We start from the raw sequence: 14,886 nt of genomic DNA, 5'->3' as shown, positions 1-14,886 counted from the left end.
AACGACGGCGTGGCGCTCGATCTCGACGCTACCCTCGGTTGCCTCTTCGCAGGCTGTCCAGTGCCGGTCTACGGCGCGCTCGACGAGCGGAGCTCCGTCAGCAAGATCGTGTTTCTCCCCAAGTTCGGTCTGGCCTACGACCTCGCCGAGAACCAGACGATCGCCGCGACCGCGGCGAAGGGCTACCGTTCCGGCTTCTCGGAGGTCGTCGCCGGCACGACGGCGCTCCGCAAGATCGCCCCGGAATATCTGTGGTCCTACGAGCTGGCGTACCGCTCGAAGTGGTTCGACGACCGCCTGCAGATCGACGCCAACGCGTTCTATTACGACTACAAGGACCAGCAGATCGAGTCCCTCAACCCGGCCTTCCCGGGCCAGACGATCACCGAGAACGGCGGCAAGTCGCACGCCTATGGCGCGGAGATCGAGGCGCGCTGGCGCCCGATCGACGAACTGACGCTGTTCACCAACATCGGCCTGCTCAAGACGGAGTTCGACAAGGCGCTGACCACGGCCGGCGACCTGAAGGGCAACGAGTTTCCCCAGTCCCCGGCCGTCACGGTGGCGGCGGGCGCTCACTGGAAGCATCATTCCGGCTTCTTCGTCGGCGCCGACGGTTCCTACACCGACGGCTTCTTCAGCACGGGAGACCTGGCGAACACGCGCAGCCGCTACGTCAAGTCGTTCACGCTGGTCAACGCCACGCTCGGCTACGAGATGAAGCACGCGACCGTCGCTCTGTTCGCGCGCAACCTATTCGACAAGCAGTACCTGACCGGCATTGGCTCCACCGGGACTTCGGCCTCGATCGGCGACGGCCGGGTGGTGGGCGTGCGAGGCACGGCGAGGTTCTGATGACCGCAAAGCGCGGCGCGCTGGCCGCTGTCCTGGCCGTCGTGCTGTCCTCACAGGCGCTGGCCTGCGAGGGACGGCTGTTTGAGGGCGCGGACGTGATGGGCGCGCCGCTCTGCCTGCCTGCCGAACCGAAGCGCATCGTCGCGCTCGAGCCGACCTTCAGCCTCGGCATGGCGCTCGAGCTCGGCGCTCCGGTCGTGGGGGCCTCCATGTCGGGCATGAGCGACAAGGCGCTGAGGGCGCGCGCCGAGCAGGCCGGCGTCGTCGACATCGGCACGTTCGAGCAGCCGAGCATCGAGCGAATCATCGCGCTCAAGCCCGACCTCATCATCGGCAGCGCCTTCCTGGGCGCCAAGGTCCGCGACATGGCGGCGCGGATTGCGCCCACGGCCTTAATCACCGCCGACGACTGGAAGACGTTCTATCTTGCGGTGGCCAGGATCTCCGGCAGAGAAGAGGCCTCGAAAGGAGTCTTCTCCGATTACGAGCGGCGCGTCGCGGACATCCGCGCCCGGATGCCGGACGTGAAAGTGTCGTCCGTGCGCATCACGCCCTGGGACTTTCAGGTCTATCTCGACAAACCTGGCGCTTACGCCCCTTTCGCGGTGATGCGGGAGGCCGGCGTGAAGCGATCCGCCTACGAGACGTCCGAAAGCGGTCCCGGCGTGAAGCGTCCGGACTGGGAGGAGCTGGCGGGGCTCGACGGCGACGTGCTGCTCTACATCGTCGGGGGCTCCAACGATTCCGACCGGAACGGCAGGCATGAAGAGGTCGTGTCCAATCCGCTGTGGCTCATGCTGCCCGCCGTGAAGGCGGGGCGCGTCCACCGCGTCGACGCCGCGACCTGGATGGAGTTCAGCGGGCTCAATTCCGCCAACCGCGTCCTCGACGACATCGAGCGGTACGTCCTGAAGGCGCCGTGAGCGGCGCGGCGGAGCCAGAACACCGGAAGAACCGGGGGAGTCGGCGGCCGGCGGCGCTCGCCGCCCTTTGCGTCATTCTCATCGCCGTCGCGATCTGGTCGCTGTCGGCGGGGACCACGCTTTATCCCGTCGGGACGGTGCTGGACGCGCTATTCGCCGGCGACGGTTCGCGCGATCATCTCGTCATCGGGACCATCCGGGCGCCCCGCCTTTTCGCCGGCATGCTCGCAGGCTCCGCGCTCGCGGTGGCGGGAGCGATCATGCAGGCGGTCACGGGCAATCCCCTCGCCTCGCCCGGACTGCTCGGGCTCAACGCGGGCGCCGCCTTCGCGGTGGTGCTCGCGACCACGATTGCGGGCGCCTCGACGGGCGAGGCCTTCGTCTGGCCGGCTTTCGCAGGCGCAGCCGCCGCGACCGCAATCGCCTACGGGCTCGGATCCATTGGCCGCACGGGCGCGACCCCGCTCAAGATCGTGCTCGCAGGCGCGGTGCTGTCAGGCTTTCTCGGCTCGCTCACCGCAGCTGTGCTGGTGCTCGACAAGGGCACGATGGACACGGTGCGCATGTGGACCGCGGGGTCGCTCGCAGGCCGGACCATGTCGCATATCGAGGATGTCTCCCCCTTCATCCTCGCCGGGCTTGGCGCATCGCTCTTCCTTGGCCGGTTCCTCACGGCGCTTAGCCTGGGGACGGATGTCGCGCGCGCGCTTGGCCAGAACGTGCGGTTCTGGCGCGGCGCCTCGGTCGTCATCGTGGTGCTGCTGGCCGGCGGAGCCGTCGCGCTGGTAGGGCCGATCGGTTTCGTGGGGCTGGTGACGCCGCACATCGTCCGCATGGCGATCGGACAGGATCAGCGTTGGGTGATCCCGTTCTCCGCGCTGGGAGGCGCGCTTCTGCTGACGGTCGCCGACACTGCAAGCAGGACGCTGCTCGGCCAGAACTTCCCGGCTGGCGCGACCATGGCGCTGATCGGCGCGCCCTTCTTCATCATGCTCGCACGCCGTCGGCTTGGCCCCACGCCATGACGCGGATCGTCGCCGGAGCCGGTCTTCTCATCGTGCTGCTGGCTCTCGCCGGGCTGAAGATGGGCGACGTGCCGGTCGCATGGACCGATATCGCCTGGACCCTGACAGACCCGACGTCCAGCCCGCGCGACCTCGCGATGATCGTGCTTGATCTGCGCCTGCCACGCGTTCTGCTGGGGGCGTTGGTCGGCATGGCGCTCGGCGTCGCTGGCGCGATCACGCAAGCGATCTTGCGCAACCCGCTGGCCGAGCCCGGAACCCTTGGGGTCAACGCCGGCGCCGCGCTCGCCGTCACGGTGCTGATCGTGGCCTATCCGGCCTCCTCTCCCTTCCTCACGCCTTGGGCCGGATTCCTCGGCGCGACAGCCATGGCCGCGGCCATCTATGCACTGTCGTGGCGCGCGGGCGCGACATCGCTGCGCATCATCCTCGTCGGCGTAGGGCTGAGCTCTCTTTCCGGCGCCGGCATCACCCTGCTGACCGCCCTCGGCGACGCCCGAGACGTGCACCGCGCCTTCATCTGGCTGTCGGGCAGCGTCTACGAGGCGAACTGGTCTCAGGTCGCGGCGCTGAGCCTCTGGCTTGGACCGGCGCTCCCTCTCTGCTGGCTCGCCTCTCGCGCGCTTGACGTTGCTTCGCTCGGCGAAACGGCGGCGCGCAGCGTCGGGCAGGACGTCACGCGCTTCCAGGGCTTCGTTATCCTCCTGTGCACGCTGGTTTCGGGCGCCGCGGTCGCTGTGTCGGGCCTGATCGCCTTCGTCGGGCTGGTCGCGCCCCATGCGGCGCGGCGGCTGGTCGGGCCTCGTCACGCGAGGATCATTCCGGCCTCGGCCCTGATCGGCGCCGTGATCGTCATGACCGCCGACCTGATCGGCCGCGTCGCCTTCGCGCCGCTGCAGATTTCGGCGGGCGTCCTCACGGCGGTGATCGGCGCGCCGGCTTTCGCGTTCATTCTGTGGCGACGCCGGGCGTCGCTCGGATGAGGTCGTCAGCCGGCCAGCGCTCAGCCCGCTTGTTGTAGCGGCGCCACAAGCCGGCGCAGATCGTGCGGACGGCAGGCGGTCCCCGCGAGGGTCGGCGCCGTAGCCAATCCGAACGAAATGAGGAGCTTCGCTCATTCCTAGAAAGACGCCGAGCCCTGGCGGCGCGGCTGAGTTGGAGGCATTCTAAAACATTGAGATTGCATCACTTTCTTGGTGCGCCAACGATGCCGGACGGGTGCGAGCGCGGCCGTCGGCCGACGGGGGGCTGCCGACCGGCGTTTGAACTCGCGCAGCGAATGACGGATTGCGGGACGACGCGCGACGATGACGACCGGTACTGGCGCACTGACGGGGTTTGGAGCCGGCGACGGCCGTGACCTGCTGAACCGCGCGATCGAGGCGCATTATGAGGAAATGGTCGCGGCCGCGAGCGGGGGCGGCCGCCCCCGCTCGGCGGCGCTCGACATCGTCCACGATCTTTACGTCAAGCTCGCCATGCGGCCGGAAGCGCTGGCGGACACACGCTCGCTCGGAGCCTTCCTGCGCCGCGCCGCCGCCAATCTCGGCGTCGACCGGTTACGGCGCGAACGCTTTGAGGGCCGGCTGTTCTCGGGCACCGACGATGAGGCCGCCGCCGTCCCGGTTGAGTCCGCAGCGCCCTATCACGCGTTTGACGCCGAGCGCCGTATCGCCCTGCTGAAGCGGGCGATCGCCGAATTGCCCCCTCGCCGCCGCGCGGTCTTCGTGCTGCATCGGATGCATGGGCTGACGCCCGGCGAGATCGCGAACCGGCTGAAGCTCAGCCGCAACATGGTCGACCGCCACCTGCGGCGCGCCTTCACGCACTGTCTCGATAGGCTGGCGGAGTTCGACTAAGAGTCCGGAACACGCCTGCTCATTCGTCAGGGATGGGAGACACGAGGGCCGGGGAGCGTTTTTTGACGAACAGGAGGACGGCTGACCCGCGTCGAAAACGTCATGAGCAGGCCGTGGACTGGCTTCTGCGTGACCAGGACGGAACGTTGACGGACGAGGACCGGGCGCGGTTCGAGGCTTGGCGCGCCGCCTCTCCCGAAAACGACGAGGCCTATGCGGCGGCGGAACGCATCATGGGCGACGCCCGAACCGCGATTGCGGACGACCCGACGCTTCGAAGCGCGCCGACGAGAGCGGGCGGCGCGGGAAAACGGATCGCCGCAGGCCTCATCGTCGCGATCGCGGCCGGCGGGCTGTTTTTCGCCTTGGATGGACCGATCCGGCTCGAGGCCGACATGATCTCGGGCAAGGGAGAAATGCCGATCTTCACTCTGGCGGACGGTTCGACGCTGCAGCTCAACGCCTCGTCGGCCGTCGCCGAAGACTATTCGCCGGGTCGACGGACGATCCGCCTGCTTAGGGGCCAGGCCTATTTCGAAGTGAAGCCGGATTCCGACAGACCGTTCACGGTCGAGGCCGGGGACGCTCGGGTGACGGCTCTCGGCACTGCCTTCGACGTGCGGCTGGGAGGTTCCGAGACCGACGTCTCCGTGACCGAGCATTCTGTTCTCGTCGAGTTCACGCATGACCGTCCCGCCATCCGTCTTGAAGAAGGCGAGCAGGTCGCGTACCGGGCGTCGGCGGGTCAACTGACGAAGGGCGCAGGCGGCAAGCTCGCCGCTTCCTGGAGAAACGGGCGCCTGGTCGTCGAGAACCGGCCGCTGTCATTCGTCATCGAGGAACTGAACCGCAGATTTTCGGGCCGCGTCCTGATTGGACGCCCATCGCTGGAGGCGCGAAGGGTGACCGGCGTCATCCACATGTCGGACAAGGACGCGGCGCTGTCGTTTGTGGCGAAGGCGCTCGGGATCAGGATCGTGACGATCGGACCGATCAGCGTTCTGATCTGACCGATTGGTTCATGTCCCGATCGCAGGCGCAGGCGCGCCGGGATAGGATCCGCCGAGCGCCCTGCGGATGCAGGACGAAGAAGATCGTGACACGGGGCGATCATCGCTCAGACTATGGCCGCGATGATTGTATTCTGCAGAGATTCGCGCCTCAGCTCGTTCCCCCGCGAGCAATTTGCCCTTCGGATTCATATTTGTCGTCGGAGATCGCGCCGCCCCCACATCGTAGGTCGGCTTGTAATGGGTGTCGATGGACCCGGCCGGACGAATGACCCACGTACATCGCCTCATATATCAACGAAAATGGACAGAGGTGGATCGCAACGGATTATGCGGAGGCGGACACCATGTCCGCCACCGTGACGAACTTCTCCCGCGGCTTGCCGCGGACGCGGCCACGCTCGATTTCGGCGGCGTCGATCCGCCGCCACGCCTCGTAGTCGAGACATCCGGTCGCCACGCGCGCCAGAAGATCGTCGGTCTCCACCGCCGGAGGGGCGCCGCGGCCTCGCAGATCGGCGATCACGGCCGCGACCGTGTCCGCGCTGCACGCCCTGTTCGTTCCGATCGTGCCCTGTGGTCCGCGCTTGCTCCATCCGCATGCGTAGAGGCCCGGCCCGACGGAGCCCGCCGAGACGATCCGCCCGCCGACGTTGGCGTGGGTCCCGCGCGCCTCGTCGTAGGGCGCTCCCACCAGGGGCGCCGCCCGGCGGCCGATGCTCGCGAACAGCAGGCCGCAGTCGATCTCCACGCGTCCGCCGGCGGGAAGCGTGCGCGCGAACGAGACGCGTTCGACGCGGCCGTCGCCCTCGATCCGCACGGGGTCTAGATGGAACCGGAACACGCACCGTCGCGATTTGCTCTCGGACTCCCGGCCGAAGTTTTCGAGCAGGCCGATCGCCGCGCGGACGTCCGGGCCCGCGTCGGCGGCAACGGTGAAGCTGTCGGGTTGAAGGTCGGAGGCGTCGAGGCTAGCGGAGCACTCCGCGATGTCCTGGAACTCGTGGAGCTCCTTGGGCGAGAACCGCGTCTCCGCCGGTCCGCGCCGCCCTACGATCTGGACCTCACGGATCCGGCTTCGGGCCAGCGCGTCCAGCGCATGTTCGGCGATGTCGGTCGCGCGCAGTTCGTCGACCGTCTTGAGAAGGATGCGCGCGACGTCGAGCGCCACGTTGCCATGGCCCACGATGACGGCCCGCTCGGCCGAGAGGTCGAAGGACAGGTGGCTGAAATCGGGATGGCCGTTGTACCAGCCGACAAACTCGCCGGCGGTGTGGCTGCCCGGCAAATCCTCGCCGGGCGTCCCCAGGCGGCGGTCCACTGAGGCGCCCGTCGCCAGAATGACGGCGTCGTAAGCCGTGCGCAGGCTCTCGAGGGAGACGTCGACGCCGATCTCGATCCCGCCGAAGAAGCGGAAGCCGGGCATGCGCGCGATCCGGTCGAAGACCGCGCAGACCTGCTTCAGCTTGGGATGGTCCGGCGCCACCCCGAAACGCACGAGGCCGAACGGCGTCGGCAGCCGTTCAAACATATCGACGGCGACCGGGAGGTCCGACCGCAACAGCGCTTCCGCCGCATAGAAGCCGCTCGGACCGCCGCCCAGCACCGCGACGCGAAACGGCCTGTCGGACGAAGAGGCCATGGGATCGACCGGCGCGCTCATCCGGCGATCTCCCGACGGCGCTCCTCGGCGGTCGGAAGCGGCTCCAGGCGGGCGACGATGACCGGCGTCTCGGCCGCGCGGGCCCGGTTTATGCCGATCCAGTCCTTCTTGTCCGCAGGCAGCATGTAGTCGGCCTGGATCGCGCCGACCGGGCAGACCGGGACGCAGCCGCCGCAATCGATGCAGTTCTCCGGGTCGATGTAGGTCATGGCCTCGTCGAGATGGAAGCACTCGACGGGACAGACGGTGACGCATTCCGTGTACCGGCAGCCCCGGCACAGATCGGTGACGACGTAAGCCATCGTTCAATGTCCTTGATTGCGGGCGGCGCGCCGAAAGGGCGGCGCGGAAGTCCCGGCCGCCCCTGTTCCGCCGCGGCCCAGGTTAGGCCGAGGCGACCTCGACCAGCATGTCGGAGAAGGTCGGCGCGCGACCGAGATCGGCGTAGGCCGGCGGCGTCAGCGCATGCACCGTCGCGCCCTTGCGGTTCGACCGCTGCCAGTAGCCGGAGGGCGCCACCACGAGGCCCCGCATGACGTCGGGCGAGAGCGTGGCGAAGGCCTCGAACGCGCCGCGCTCGTTGAACACGCGGATCGGCGCGCCTGCGACGATCCCGCGGGCGGCGGCGTCCTCCGGATGGAGCAGCACCGCCTGTTGCTCGCCGGCCTGCGCGGTCTGGGCCGGCAGGTTGCCGTAGTTCGAGTTCAGGAAGGCGTGGCTCTTCGGCGAGATGAGGCTGAGCGGGTAACGCGCGGCGAGATCCGGCGCGGTCCGCGCGCTTTCGTTCGGCGCGATGTAGTGCGGCAGCGGATCGACGGGCTCGCCGGATTGATCGCCGCCAAACCCTTGACGGAACAGCGGAACGACGAAGTTGCCGCCCTCCGAGAGGCTGGAGCGGAATTCGCACTTGCCCGACGGCGTCGGGAAGTTTCCGTCGCGATGCGGTGCCCAGTCGTCCGCCTTCGGCATGTTCAGCCGGAGATAGCCCTTCTCCTTAAGCGCCTCGAGCGTCACGCCTTCGAGCGCCGGGCTCGCCCAATCCATCGACTGCTCGATCATCTCGTCGTCGGAGCGATAGAAGAACGGGTCGTCGATCCCGAGCGCCTTCGCGAGCCTGCGGAACAGCTCGGTGTTCGGCACGGCCTCGCCGAGCGGCTCGATCGCGGGGTTGTTGTAGGAGAGGTAAAGGTGCCCCCAGGAGAACATGATGTCCTTCTGTTCGAGCTGGGTCGTAGCGGGCAGAAGGATGTCGGCGTAACGCGCGGTGTCGGTGACGAAGTGTTCGCTGACCACAGTGAACAGATCCTCGCGCGCGAGCCCCTCCTCGAGCTTGGCCTGCTCCGTCACCATCGACATGGGATTGGCGTTGTAGACAAACAGTGAGCGGATCGGCGGATCGAAGCCGAGCTCGCCCGTGAGCGCCGCGCCGAGCCGCCATGAGTTCATGACCCGCATCGACGGCGGCTGGAGATCGGGGCGCATCAGGCCGCCCCAGTTGACCGGGAACGCCCAGATCGGGAGCTGCAGCAGGCCGCCGCCGACGTGCCGCCAGGCGCCGATCAGCGCCGGCAGGCAGGCGACCGCCCGCACCGTCTGGCCGCCGCCCGCATGGCGCTCGACCGCTACGCCGATGCGCACGACCGCCGGCGGCGTAGTGGCGTATTCGCGGGCGAGCTTCAGGATGTCCTCGACCGGAATTCCGGTCTCCGCCGAGGCGAACTCCGGCGTGTAAGCCGCAGCCCGCTCGGCGAGCTCCTCGAAGCCGATCGTATGCTTCTCGATGTAGTCGCGGTCGATCAGGTCCTCGGAAATGAGCACGTTGATGAGCGCGAGCGCAAGCGCGCCATCGGTGCCGGGGCGGATCGGTATGTGCCAGTCGGCGAGCCGGGCGGTGCGGGTGCGCACCGGATCGATGACGACGAGCTTGGCCCCGTTCTTCCGCGCCTGTTCGATGAAGGGCCAGTGGTGCGAATTCGTGCTGAGCGTGTTGCAGGCCCACAGCACGATGTACTTCGAATGCACGAAGCTTTCCGGGTCTACGCCCGGCGTATGACCGATGGTCATCATGTAGGCGGTGCAGGAGGCGCTGTCGCAGAAGGTGCGCTCGCACACCGTCGCGCCGAGCTTGTTGAACAGCGGATCGCCGACGTTCAGCCCGTTGATGATGCCCTGCGTGCCGAGATAGCTGTAGGGCAGGATCGCCTGCGCGCCGTCGGAGGCGAGGATGTCCTTCCAGCGGGCGGCGATCTCCGCGAGCGCGTCGTCCCACGAGATACGGGCGAACTGGCCTGAGCCCTTCGGCCCGACCCGCTTCATCGGGTAGAGCACGCGTTCTTCGCTGTAGACCCTGTCCTGGTAGTTGTTGACCTTCACGCAGAGCCGCCCGCGCGTGAAGGGATGGTCGGGATTGCCGCGGACCGCGATCGCCTTGCCGTCCTCGACGGTCGTCAGGATGGAGCAGGTGTCCGGACAATCGTGGGGGCATGCCCCGATGACCACGCTGCGCGCCATTTCGCCAATCCCTCGCTCATGCACGTTGCTCATTCAGTGAGCTTGGCGCGGATGTGGGCGGACGGCTTTATCCTGAAGCGACGTGGGATGTTCGCATCCTGCTAAATTTGAACTCACTCCAAAGTGGCTCGAATTTTGCTCCGACCCGAACCAGCGACGCCGTCACGCGTCGCCGATCCAGGATGCAGGGAGCTGCGGATGGTGCTCGGGCATTCAGTCGACAAATATGTCAACGGGTCCATGATCGAGACCTCGAACGCGCGGCGCTGGTCGGGCCTTCTCGCGGAGCGCTGGAGCCATCCGGCAGGCGAACTGCCCTCGCTCGTGCCGCGCGACACCGAGATCGCCGTGCAGCTGAGCGGCCGCACGGTGGTGGATCGCGAGGGCGGCGGGCAACGGCAGCACACCCATGGCCGGCAGGGCACGGTCTGGCTGTGCCCGGCGGGGATCCGGGAAGATTACGTCGAAATAATCGAGCCGATGGACGACTGCCTGCACATCTTTCTGCCTGCAAGGCCGTTCGGGGAGACGCTGCTCCGCGAGCACGACATCGATCCGGATCGGGTCGAAGTGCGCTACCAGACCGTCGCCCGGGACGCCTTCATCGAGACCGTCGCGGCGCACATCATGCGCGAGCTGTCGGTGGAAAGCGCCGGCGGCCGCCTTTTCGTCGAAGCGCTCGGCGTCGCGCTGGCCGCGCATCTCGTTCACGCCTACTCGTCCGCCACGCTTCGTCCCGACGCGGCGAGCGCGCAGGACCGGCCCCTCGACCCCCGACGGCTGGCGCGCGTCATGGAGTTCATCGAGGCTGAGATCGACGGCGACTTCACCGTGGCCGACCTCGCCTCCGTGGCCTGCATGAGCGTGGCTCATTTCGCGAGGTGTTTCCGGGCGGCGACGGGCGAGACCCCGCACGCGCATGTGAGCGCCCGACGCCTTCAGCGCGCCAAAGAGCGCCTGCTGGCGGACGATTGCGCGATCTCCGAGATCGCCTTCGCCGCGGGCTTCTCCTCGCAGGCGAACTTCACGCGCGCGTTCCGCAACGCGACGGGCACGACGCCCTTCCAGTATCGGATCGACGGCCGCGCGAACCGCCGGCCGGCGTAAAGCGCGTCCCCGCGCCCTCGATCGAGGCGGAGCGCTCGGCCTCGCCGAAACGCTCCGCCCGCGGCGTCAGGGGAAGATCTTGGCGATGCGCAGCTGCAGGAAGGCGTCCTGCTTCAGGCCGTTCTTCACGGACAGGTCGCGTCCCGCCATCGCATGGATCTGCCAGGTCGGCTGGAAGAAGTAGGAGACGGAGAGCCGGCCATAGGTCGTCTCGGTCTTCGAATTGGCCACCGAAACGTCTTCGAAGGTCTGCTTGCCGCCGAACCTGTGGCCGAGGCCGGCCGCGAGTTCGAGCGTCGGGTCGACCTTGTAGCGGACATAGCTGAGCAGCTCGAACTGCGGATCCTGCTCCAGGCGGCCTTTGACGCCGCCGACGTTCGCGGACGTGTTGTCCGAGAAGAACGAGACGTCCGCGACGAAGTCCATCGACCACTTCGGATCGAAATGCTTGACGTAGGCACCCTGCAGGACGGTCTGCCAGCGGTTGGCGCCGAGATTGAGGCCCCGATCGGAATCGTATTGTCCCGTCGGCGCGATGAGATAGGGCGTGAAGGCGATGACGTCTTCGGTCGCGTTGTTCAGCTTGTACTTGAAGGCCGTCGCCAAGATCAGATCGCCGATGCCGCCGGGCGATCCCAGCGGATCAAGCGCGCCGCTCGTCGACAGCTTGCCGACGGGCAGGAGAAACTGCGGGTCGACCGTCAGACGCGGCGCGATCTCGAAGACATGAAGCGCACGAAAGATGGAGACATTTGAATCGAGCTTTGCGTCGCCTGACACTTTATGGCCATCAGCGTAACTGTCGGACGTCTTGCCATACTGATAGTAGAGAATTCCTATCGTCGCCCCGACAGGGAATTGCTCATAATCCCCTGCGTTCACCTCCAGCGCCTGCGAGGCGCCGCCGAGGCAGGTCAAAGCCAGGCCCGCCATCGTAAGAGTCACGCACTTTGACCGCATTTTTCCAAACCCCCAGCGCATCCGTCTACAATCATGTAAACTGTAAGTAATTCTCTCCGCTCGTCAGATTTAGACAACATGTGATGATGTTCATAATCTGCTCAATCGTGTTCATGGACCGCGGCTGCGGTCTTCCCGTTTGGGAACGTCTTGCTGAGGTTGGGTGATTGGTTCTCCCGAGCCGCCGAAGCACGGGGTCAAGGCGACGTGAAGCTCCCGCCGCCGCTCCGCGAGCAAAAGCTTCGCGACATTTGCTGAGTTGATCCGTTCAATACCGAGCGCTCGACGGCCTTGCGGAGCAACGCCTAAGGGAGGCGCCCGATACGCGCGCGAACAGCGCTTGGTCACCGGAGTGTTTACATGGCCATCTGCGCCAGCGCTTGACCGGCGGTTACTGACCGAATGGGCTCGCCAGCGCGGTTCTGTTAGAGGACGCTCGTTGAACGCAGCGCCGTGGCTCGGCCCGGACTGTCCGGCTGGCGCGCGACAGCGCCAGACCGCCGTTCAGACGCTCAGCCGACATGATCCATCAGCCGCGTACTGAGCCAAGTACGCCTCAATTCGGTCGCCGTAGGCGCAAGGCGCCAATGCGCGTCTGTTTCGGCCGGGGCGGGGATAAGAGGCGGCGCCTGACGCGCCGCCTCCTATCGTCAGTTCGACAGCGACACCTCGACGAGGTTGTCGGAGAAGGTCGGCGAGTGGCCCATGTCGCCGAACTGGTGCGACGAGATCGAATTGACCGTGCCCTCGTTGAGCTGGCGCCAGTAGCCGAGCGTCGCCACCACGATCCCGGACGTCACGTCGTCTGTGATGCGCGCCACGCCCTTGAAGGCCCCGCGGTCGTTCGCGACCCTGACCCTGTCTCCCTCGCGAATGCCGCGGACGCCGGCGTCCACCGGGCTGATGAGCACGAACTGCTCGCCCTGCACGTGCTGCTTGTCCTTCATGTTGGCGTAGCAGGAGTTGAGGAAAGCGTGGCTCTTCGGGCTCACGATGTTGAGCGGGAAGCGCTTCGCGAGCTCAGGATCGTTCGTGTGGCTCTCGCGCGCCCCGACATAGTCCGGCAGCGGGTCCAGGTCCTCGCCGGGCTGGAAGCCGAGGTACATCTGGCGGAACGGCGGGGCCACGAAGTTCTTGGCGCCCTCGACCTTGAACTCGCATTTGCCCGAAGGCGTCGGAAAATTGCCGTTCCTATGCGGCGCCCGATCGTCCGGCGTGCCGACCTTCAGCCGCGCGAAGCCGTGCTTGCGCATGTAATCGAGGTCGACGCCGTCGCAGGCCGGCGACGACCAGTCGACGTAGTGCTCGAGACACTCGCTGTCCGACCACTTGAAGTTGTCTTCCTCGAAGCCGAGCCGCGCCGCCAGACGCCGGAAGATCTCGTTGTTCGGGATCGCCTCGCCGGGGCTTTCGGCGCATTTGGTGTTGTAGGTCAGGTAGAGATGGCCCCAGGAGAGGATCATGTCCTCCATCTCGGCGCCCATCGACGCTGGCAGCAGGATGTCGGCGTAGGACGCGGTGTCCGAGATGAAGTGTTCGGCGGACACGAGGAACAGGTCCTCGCGCATCAATCCCTCGACGATCTTGTCGGTCTCGGGCGCCTGGGTGACCGGGTTCGAGTTCCAGCACATCAGCGACATGATGGGAGGGCCGTCCCCGAGCCCCTCGCCCAGCAACGCCCGGCCGATGTGGAGGTTCGAGACCACGCGGGTGCCTTCCGGGATCAGGTCCGGCCGGCAGATGACGTCGAACTTGTACGGATGCTCCCAGACCGGGAACTGGGTCACGCCGCCGCCCACATGCCGCCAGGCGCCGGTCAGAGCCGGGAGCGACGAGACAGCGCGGATGGTCTGTCCCCCGCCGTAATGGCGTTCGAGCGCGACGCCCATGCGGATCGCCGCCGGCTGCGCGGTCGCGAGCTCATAGGCCAGCTTGCGGATGTCGTCCGCGGACACGCCGGTGATCTCCGCCGCCCATTCGGGCGTGCGGGTCGAGGCGCGCTCCTTCAGCTCCTCGAAGCCGACCGTGTAATTGTCGACGTAGGCCTGGTCGACCAGGCCCTGTTCGATGATCGAGTTGATGAGCGCCATGGCGAGGGCGCCGTCGGTGCCGGGCTTCGGAGCGATGTGCCAGTCGGCGCCCTTCGCGGTGCGCGACGCATAGCTGTCGATCACCACCACCTTTGCGCCCTTCTTCTGGGCGTCCTTCACGATCGCCCAGTGGTGCAGGTTGGTCGAGACCGAGTTGCACGCCCAGATGACGATGTACTTCGAGTGGATGTAGCTCTCGGGGTCGAGGCCGGCGGTCGGGCCGACGGTGAGCAGCCATGCGGTGCACGAGCCTTCGCCGCAGAAGGTGCGCTCCATGACCGTGGCGCCGAGCCGATTGAAGAAGGCGTCGCCGCCGTTCAGTCCGTGCACGAGCCCCTGATTGCCGAGATAGCTGTAGGGCGCGATCGCCTGCGGGCCGTACTGGTCGATGATCGCCTTCCAGCGCGTGACGATCGTGTCGAGGGCCTCGTCCCAGGTGATGCGCTCGAACTGGCCCGATCCCTTCGGGCCCACCCGCTTCATCGGGTGGAGCAGCCGGTCCGGATGGTAATGGCGCTCCTCGTAGTTCTTGAGTTTCACGCAGAGCGTGCCGCGCGTCATCGGGTGGTCCGGGTTGCCCTTCACGCCGAGCAGCTTGCCGTCGGCGACCTCGAAGATCATCGAGCAGGTGTCGGGGCAATCGTGCGGACAGCCGCCATAAAACGACAGCGATTTCACGTGATCGTTCATACAGGTCCCTCCCGCGCAGGCGCGTCTTTCACGCAGGGCGTCGCCGCCCGTCGCATGGCGCATTGGAACTAGAACATCTAGAAATTTGGGCGGGAGGAAGTGCCAATCACGGCTCGATCCATGGCGCCAATGCACATCGCGGAGGCGGCGCCCTATCGATGGACGCATGGACAGGTCGCCGATTGGTCCTCAA

General features: G+C 66.9%; 12 protein-coding genes and 1 pseudogene. 8 read left to right on the top strand and 5 right to left on the bottom strand.

Translation table 11 applies throughout. The features are described from left to right. From ACFSCV_RS05995 to ACFSCV_RS05965, 7 genes and pseudogenes are all read left to right on the top strand, one after another. The coding region (locus ACFSCV_RS05995) for a TonB-dependent receptor (RefSeq protein WP_378797958.1) at window positions 1-855 on the top strand (855 nt) is incomplete at its 5' end. Then, on the top strand, window positions 855-1,778 hold the full coding sequence (locus ACFSCV_RS05990; protein WP_378797956.1) for an iron-siderophore ABC transporter substrate-binding protein: 924 nt from the start codon (window positions 855-857) through the stop codon (window positions 1,776-1,778). The genes ACFSCV_RS05995 and ACFSCV_RS05990, both read left to right, overlap by 1 nt. Beyond that, window positions 1,775-2,803 (top strand): FecCD family ABC transporter permease, encoded by a 1,029-nt coding sequence (locus ACFSCV_RS05985; protein WP_378797954.1) that lies wholly within the window; start codon window positions 1,775-1,777, stop codon window positions 2,801-2,803. Before ACFSCV_RS05990 ends, ACFSCV_RS05985 begins: the two co-directional genes overlap by 4 nt. Beyond that, window positions 2,800-3,786, top strand: coding sequence for a FecCD family ABC transporter permease (locus tag ACFSCV_RS05980; RefSeq protein WP_378797952.1), 987 nt, complete (start codon window positions 2,800-2,802; stop codon window positions 3,784-3,786). The genes ACFSCV_RS05985 and ACFSCV_RS05980 overlap by 4 nt, the downstream gene beginning before the upstream one ends. Window positions 3,787-4,110: 324 nt before the next feature. Then, window positions 4,111-4,662 (top strand): RNA polymerase sigma factor, encoded by a 552-nt coding sequence (locus tag ACFSCV_RS05975; RefSeq protein ID WP_378797950.1) that lies wholly within the window; start codon window positions 4,111-4,113, stop codon window positions 4,660-4,662. A 32-nt stretch (window positions 4,663-4,694) separates the two neighbouring features. Beyond that, window positions 4,695-4,883: pseudogene (locus ACFSCV_RS05970) on the top strand (FecR/PupR family sigma factor regulator); the annotation flags it as partial. Between the two features lie 174 nt (window positions 4,884-5,057). Then, window positions 5,058-5,672 carry a FecR family protein gene (locus ACFSCV_RS05965; protein ID WP_378798074.1) on the top strand — a complete coding sequence of 205 codons (615 nt, stop codon included), beginning with the start codon at window positions 5,058-5,060 and terminating at the stop codon, window positions 5,670-5,672. A gap of 328 nt (window positions 5,673-6,000) precedes the next feature. On the opposite strand, the gene ACFSCV_RS05960 is transcribed toward ACFSCV_RS05965, so the two are convergent. The 3 genes from ACFSCV_RS05960 to ACFSCV_RS05950 all read right to left on the bottom strand — a co-directional run bounded on the left by ACFSCV_RS05960 (window position 6,001) and on the right by ACFSCV_RS05950 (window position 9,846). Beyond that, window positions 6,001-7,335 carry an FAD-dependent oxidoreductase gene (locus tag ACFSCV_RS05960; protein WP_378797948.1) on the bottom strand — a complete coding sequence of 445 codons (1,335 nt, stop codon included), beginning with the start codon at window positions 7,333-7,335 and terminating at the stop codon, window positions 6,001-6,003. Continuing rightward, entirely contained in the window at window positions 7,332-7,637 is a 306-nt protein-coding gene (locus ACFSCV_RS05955; RefSeq protein WP_378797946.1) for a ferredoxin family protein, read from the bottom strand. The genes ACFSCV_RS05960 and ACFSCV_RS05955 overlap by 4 nt, the downstream gene beginning before the upstream one ends. Before the next feature lie 82 nt (window positions 7,638-7,719). Next, complete coding sequence (locus tag ACFSCV_RS05950; RefSeq protein ID WP_378797944.1) at window positions 7,720-9,846, bottom strand: molybdopterin-containing oxidoreductase family protein; 2,127 nt, start codon at window positions 9,844-9,846, stop codon at window positions 7,720-7,722. Between the two features lie 198 nt (window positions 9,847-10,044). Here ACFSCV_RS05950 and ACFSCV_RS05945 point away from each other — a divergent pair, with 198 nt between their 5' ends. After that, complete coding sequence (locus ACFSCV_RS05945) at window positions 10,045-10,953, top strand: helix-turn-helix domain-containing protein (RefSeq protein ID WP_378797942.1); 909 nt, start codon at window positions 10,045-10,047, stop codon at window positions 10,951-10,953. Window positions 10,954-11,019: 66 nt separating this feature from the next. Here the strand turns inward: ACFSCV_RS05945 and ACFSCV_RS05940 are convergent, their stop codons facing one another. Together ACFSCV_RS05940 and ACFSCV_RS05935 are read right to left on the bottom strand one after the other, a co-directional pair. Then, a complete protein-coding gene (locus ACFSCV_RS05940) occupies window positions 11,020-11,886 on the bottom strand; it encodes a transporter (RefSeq protein ID WP_378797941.1) in 867 nt (288 codons plus the stop codon). A 677-nt stretch (window positions 11,887-12,563) separates the two neighbouring features. Beyond that, on the bottom strand, window positions 12,564-14,693 hold the full coding sequence (locus ACFSCV_RS05935) for a molybdopterin-containing oxidoreductase family protein (RefSeq protein ID WP_378797939.1): 2,130 nt from the start codon (window positions 14,691-14,693) through the stop codon (window positions 12,564-12,566). Window positions 14,694-14,886: the final 193 nt, after the last annotated feature.

This window comes from Methylopila henanensis (genome assembly GCF_042681025.1).
In the GTDB taxonomy this organism is placed as follows: Bacteria; Pseudomonadota; Alphaproteobacteria; order Rhizobiales; family Methylopilaceae; genus Methylopila; species Methylopila henanensis.
Note: the sequence above shows the minus strand (reverse complement) of the source record. Positions and strands in the feature narration are given on the sequence as shown.